Origin of the sequence: Mycobacterium nebraskense (assembly GCF_002102255.1) — a bacterium.
Taxonomy (GTDB): Bacteria; Actinomycetota; Actinomycetes; order Mycobacteriales; family Mycobacteriaceae; genus Mycobacterium; species Mycobacterium nebraskense.
This window is the reverse complement of record NZ_LQPH01000155.1, coordinates 1-4,844: the sequence shown is the minus strand read 5'-3', so window position 1 is coordinate 4,844 and position 4,844 is coordinate 1. Positions and strand designations below refer to the sequence as shown.

At 61.4% G+C, this 4,844-nt stretch carries 5 protein-coding genes and 1 pseudogene; 1 reads left to right on the top strand and 5 read right to left on the bottom strand.

Annotated elements, in window-relative coordinates:
* Together AWC17_RS23220 and AWC17_RS23215 are read right to left on the bottom strand one after the other, a co-directional pair.
* Window positions 1-403, bottom strand: a 403-nt coding sequence (locus tag AWC17_RS23220; RefSeq protein ID WP_085081478.1) for an MmpS family transport accessory protein, incomplete at its 3' end; no start/stop codon positions are given.
* A 104-nt stretch (window positions 404-507) separates the two neighbouring features.
* Window positions 508-1,701 (bottom strand): cytochrome P450, encoded by a 1,194-nt coding sequence (locus tag AWC17_RS23215; RefSeq protein WP_007172294.1) that lies wholly within the window; start codon window positions 1,699-1,701, stop codon window positions 508-510.
* A 65-nt stretch (window positions 1,702-1,766) separates the two neighbouring features.
* On the opposite strand from AWC17_RS23215, the gene AWC17_RS23210 reads away from it, so the two are divergent.
* Window positions 1,767-2,348, top strand: coding sequence for a TetR/AcrR family transcriptional regulator (locus AWC17_RS23210; protein ID WP_007172295.1), 582 nt, complete (start codon window positions 1,767-1,769; stop codon window positions 2,346-2,348).
* Between the two features lie 645 nt (window positions 2,349-2,993).
* Here AWC17_RS23210 and AWC17_RS23205 read toward each other — a convergent pair.
* The 3 genes and pseudogenes from AWC17_RS23205 to AWC17_RS33635 form a co-directional block, all read right to left on the bottom strand.
* On the bottom strand, window positions 2,994-3,602 hold the full coding sequence (locus AWC17_RS23205) for a hypothetical protein (RefSeq protein ID WP_007172296.1): 609 nt from the start codon (window positions 3,600-3,602) through the stop codon (window positions 2,994-2,996).
* Window positions 3,602-4,213 carry a hypothetical protein gene (locus AWC17_RS23200; protein ID WP_087139652.1) on the bottom strand — a complete coding sequence of 204 codons (612 nt, stop codon included), beginning with the start codon at window positions 4,211-4,213 and terminating at the stop codon, window positions 3,602-3,604. Before AWC17_RS23200 ends, AWC17_RS23205 begins: the two co-directional genes overlap by 1 nt.
* A 119-nt stretch (window positions 4,214-4,332) precedes the next feature.
* Window positions 4,333-4,446, bottom strand: a pseudogene (locus AWC17_RS33635) (hypothetical protein); the annotation flags it as partial.
* Window positions 4,447-4,844 lie beyond the last annotated feature (398 nt).

The window sequence follows — 4,844 nt, the reverse complement described above, 5'->3', positions numbered from 1 at the left end:
ACTTCACTATGCAGAACGTTTGCGCATTCATACCCTGACTCGACCTTTCGTCCTTGACCACCTCGTCCACGATGATCGCGCAGCCAATTCGGTTGCTGGCGCTGCCCCGCGTAACAATGTTGACGCGCGTCGAGGGAGCGGAGGGTGTCCAGCGCAACCGCGCGTTGGTTGCTCGCCGCCGCTGGACACTCGCGTCCAAGTAGCTGGCGTTGGCTAGCGTCGGCGGCGGACCATAAACCTGGTAAACCACGCGCTTGGGATCGAGCGGCTTGATCTCATCGGCGACGCCACTGGTCATCGTCTGATCGTCGTGGACGCCGAAAAAGGTGCGAAGCCGCAGTACGCAGAAGCCCGCTACCGCCACCACAAGCACGATGACCAGGACGATCCACATTTTCTTCATCGCGGCGCCAAGGTGAATCCTCCCCAGCCAACCATCTCCCGCTAGTTGGGCGCCCCACCGCCCATTCGACTGGATCGGTCACAGCCAATTGGACCGCAGCGCGGCTAGTTCGCCGACCAGGAGATCGGCAACGACAAATAGCCTCGGATCGGGCCCGACCGCAGGCGCTGCGCGCGGCCCAAGTCGACTTCCCAGTTGGGCACGCGGGCCAGCAAGGCGCGCAACGCGATCCGGGCCTCCATCCGGGCCAAGGACGCACCGAGACAGAAGTGAATGCCTCGGCCGAATGCCACTTGGTGTTCGGGTTTGCGCCCGATGTCAAACACGTCGGGATCAGCGAACACGCGTTCGTCACGATTAGCCGAGCCGAACAACAACAGCACCGAATCACCCGCCGACATTGTGACGCCATGCACTGTCACGTCGCGGGTCAACGTTCGCGAAAGTCCTTGAGCCGGTGAGTCATACCGCAGCAGCTCCTCAACAGCTGCCCCGAGCAAGCTCTCATCGCCAGCCAGCCGGTGGCGGGTGTCGCGATAGTCGGCCAGTACCACCGCGGCGTTGGCCAGCAGATTCGACGTCGTCTCATGACCGGCGATCAGCAGCAGCAGGCAAAAGCCAAGCAGTTCGTCGTCACTAAGGTGCTTTCCGTCGATCTCGGCACACACCAACGCTGACATCAAATCGTCGCGCGGTTGGCCGCGGCGGTCGGCGAGGAAATCGGTGAAGTAGCCATAGATCGCGGCCGCGGCTGCCAAAGCCTCGCCGGTCTCGCCGTGGGTGGGATTGGACTGCACCAACGCGTTCGACCATCGCCGAAATTGTGTACGGTCCTCGCGCGGCACACCGAGCAAATCAGCGATCACCATCGCTGGTAGTACAGCTGCGAAGTCGGCGACGAAATCGGCCGAACTGGCTTCCTGGATCAGGCCGGCCGTCAACTGATCAGCGAGGTCCTCGATCGCGCACGTCAGCGCCGCGATTCGTCGCGGGGTGAAGGCCTTGCTAACCAATGCCCGCAGCTGATCGTGTCGCGGGGGATCCATCAAAATCATCATCGGCAGCAGCGATTCGCGAAAAGTCGAGCCCGGTGGAGTCGGAAATACTCCGTCGACCGACGAGTAGCTGTGATGGTCAAGCAGCGCGCTGATGACATCCGCGTGGCGACTAAGTACCCAGGTGTTGGTATCGGCGGCGTGATAGACCGGTGCCGCGTCGCGTAGCTGCCGGTAGACGGGGTAGGGGTCGTCCTGAATTTCCGCGTCAAAGGGATCGTAGCGAAGTTGTACCGTCGACATAGCGTCTCCTGCCACATTGCAGAACGTCGGTTTAGACTGAGAGTTTAAACCGAGGGGAGGACTTTATGCGGAAGATTCCCGCTCAGATTGCCGACCGGTTGCCTGCCGCGGCCGAACTCTTCGCCGAGCGCGGGCTCAACGACACAAAGATCGAAGACGTCGCCGCGACCACGGGCATCGCCAAGGCCACGCTCTACTACTACTTCGCCGGCAAAGAAGAAATACTCGCCTTCCTCCTCGAAGACGCCCTACAACACGTCGCGCACGAGGTCACCGCGATCGTCGAGGCAGACGGCGCCGCCGCCCAACGCCTGCACGACGTCATCAGTGCCCAACTGCGCGTGATGGCCCAGCGGCCCGCTGTCTGTCGCGCCCTCATAGGAGAACTGGGCCGCGCCGCCCGCATGCCCGTCATCGCCAACATGATCAGCACTGCCTACTTCGAACCCGTCGAGACCTTGCTTCGCGCGGGCGCTAACGACCGTTCACTCGAGGCTCTCGACAACCCCAGAGCTGCCGCCATCGCGCTATTCGGTGCAGTCACCACCAGCGCACTGACCTACCTAATCACCGACGATACGCTCGACGAAGATCTAATCGCACGAACAATTCACGACGTCGTGTTTACCGGCATACGGCCACGCTAGCTCCCCCCGCAGACCAATCTGCGACCACGCGTGTGCTCGATAGTCAACGACTTTGAGCATTTCTGAACATCTCCTACCGCAACAGCTCACCCCCAGAACGCCCGCGTCCGATGGAGGTTCGCGGCCGGCGAGATCCGGGCACCTGACCAGTGCAGCCAGAACGTCGGACCCGAAAACCGCTAGCCCACCACGGCAATACCGCAGGTTTCGAATACGACCACTCCACCAGCACAGTGCCAACACACGACTTACACACCGCCCCTTGGTGTTTCGTGCACTGTGCAAAGTCTCGATGGTCGTCGCACACCAACCATGCGCCCGCACACGACGGGTCAAGTAGCCCGTGGCCGCGGGCAAAATTAGCGTCAGACGGGGGACTTGCCAGGGCTACGGAGGCGTGGCACAGCCTCGAAGCATCCAGGTCTCGAATGGCTCCGCCGGGCGGCGGCCGCAATAGTCAGATATGGCCAATCCGACCCGCGTCTCGGCAACGTGGGATGTCCACATCGCGATATTCGGTATCGCCGGTGGATCCTCACCCGAAGGCTGTCCCCGACGGCCTTCCGTTGTGTGGGCCACAGCCGCGAACCTCCGCGACCGGGCTTCCTTGGAGGCGCCGGGGGAGACCTCGACGTGATGGACGCTCTACGTCTTGACGTCGGGATCGTCTGTGTCACGCTGCGGGTTGGAAAGTCCTGGCGCGGGTGTATTTGATTGAGCTGCTGGCGGATTCGCCCCAGTCGTGCCAGTACCAGCAGTGCCAGGCGCCTTTTTCGTAGTGGTGTCTGCTTCGGGTTCAATCGGGTCGCGCAGATCGATCATTTCGGTGCCAGCCTGGGGAGATATGGTCTTGGTCGTCCAGGTGGACTTGACCCTCGACGATTTGCCTTTGTGTTCGACGTGTACCTCGATGGCATCGGTTGCACTCGCCCCGCTGGTGAGTGTGAAGTAGACGCGAATCTTGGCTTTGCCGCCATCGAAGTTGATTGGCCCGGCACCAGTTTTGGAACGTCCGATTAATGGCAGCTTGGTGTTGGTGCCAGCTGCCATGAGTTCAACCGAATCGACTTGCGCGGCCCCGCTTCCCTCCTTGGCGAGGACGACTTCCACGAACCCGGTCTTGTCGAATTCGCTTGTCACCGTGATGTTGGCGCGGTTCTGACGGATGTAGAGGACGACCGGCACGCCGATTGCGGCCCCCAACGTGGCGGCGGCAATGATGACGCCCCAAATAATCCAGTCGATGCCGAACATCAGGGACACCCGCACGGAAATGACTGTGCGCCCGTTATGGGGTCCACCTCGATGCCTCTATGACACACCTCGCTGCACCCGACCACCTTGCATTGCAAGAGGCCGTTGAAGAATCGTCTGAGATGGCAGCGGTCGTCGTTGTCCTCCCACACGACCTCATACGGGCCCCTCGACGCAGTGCCCACGCGAAAATCGATCGCACCCTCGTCGTCATTGCGCGTGGCTCGATAGAACGACACCGCTTCAGGGTGACCCGGATCCGGGGTCAACAGGTAGTCACCGTTGACCAGCGGAACCGCCGTGTGCCAGATGGCCGCGATGCGCTCGCCCTGACCCCGCTCAACGATGCCCAGACCTGAGCGCGCCTGAGCCCACGATTCTGCGGTGAAAGACAATACGGTAGGGGTGTGGAGCGACGGATGATCCGCATCCGAGAACACGATATCTTGTAGCGAGGGTTCTTCCGCTAGACGCTGCGCGAGCTCGACACTCTCTTCGTCTTGAGCCAATTCATTTCGCACTCTTGGATCTAGCGGTGGCACGATCCCGGCGAGTTCGAGCACGAATGCTGCCATTGTTGCCGGCCACGCCGGCATGCCTACCCCCGTCATGGCACAAACGATAGGGCGATCGCCGCAGCATGGGGCGCATTTCGGCATTTTCGCAGCGGTGGTCAATTTCATTGATCAACGCTGCGCCCCTCGCGGTCCGCGGTGTCGGCGGACGGTGGCTACGGTCTCCACCTTGTCGTAGGGAGACGTTCCCAGGTCGCTGCTTCGACGAGGCCCACCGTGATGAGGAAGGGCACGAACATGCGTTGTTGGGCTTCGGGTTGGCGGGCCAAAGCAGGCTCCAATCCCCCGGCGGGGGAGCGGCTGCGCAGTAGGACCACAGGCAGGAGCGTTTGCTGGAAACGCCCGCCCGCTCGACCGCTCGCCCGGTTATCGGCCCTAGGAATTGACTCATCGAGTGAATCACAATGCGTTAGTGCCACACTCGCTGCATCACGTCGAAACCGGTTGCAAGAGCGTGCGATGCGTATGGCGGCGGATTATCGGGAATGTATAGTGGCGCTCGACTACGTTGAAGTACAACCGATTGCGCTATATGCGGTAGTTCACTGGTAACCCGCCATATTCGATTCGGTCGTATTGCCGCTTGACAGTGTCGGCGTCGTCTGAAAACTGACCCCGTGTCGACGCGGTGGTTTCTAGGTGCGGTCGCAACACTTCTCTAGATTCT

Coding starts and splice junctions, on each gene's coding strand:
- AWC17_RS23215 (WP_007172294.1), bottom strand. CDS start 1,701: ATGTCGACGGTACAACTTCGCTACGATCCCTTTGACGCGGAAATTCAG.
- AWC17_RS23210 (WP_007172295.1), top strand. CDS start 1,767: ATGCGGAAGATTCCCGCTCAGATTGCCGACCGGTTGCCTGCCGCGGCC.
- AWC17_RS23205 (WP_007172296.1), bottom strand. CDS start 3,602: ATGTTCGGCATCGACTGGATTATTTGGGGCGTCATCATTGCCGCCGCC.
- AWC17_RS23200 (WP_087139652.1), bottom strand. CDS start 4,213: ATGACGGGGGTAGGCATGCCGGCGTGGCCGGCAACAATGGCAGCATTC.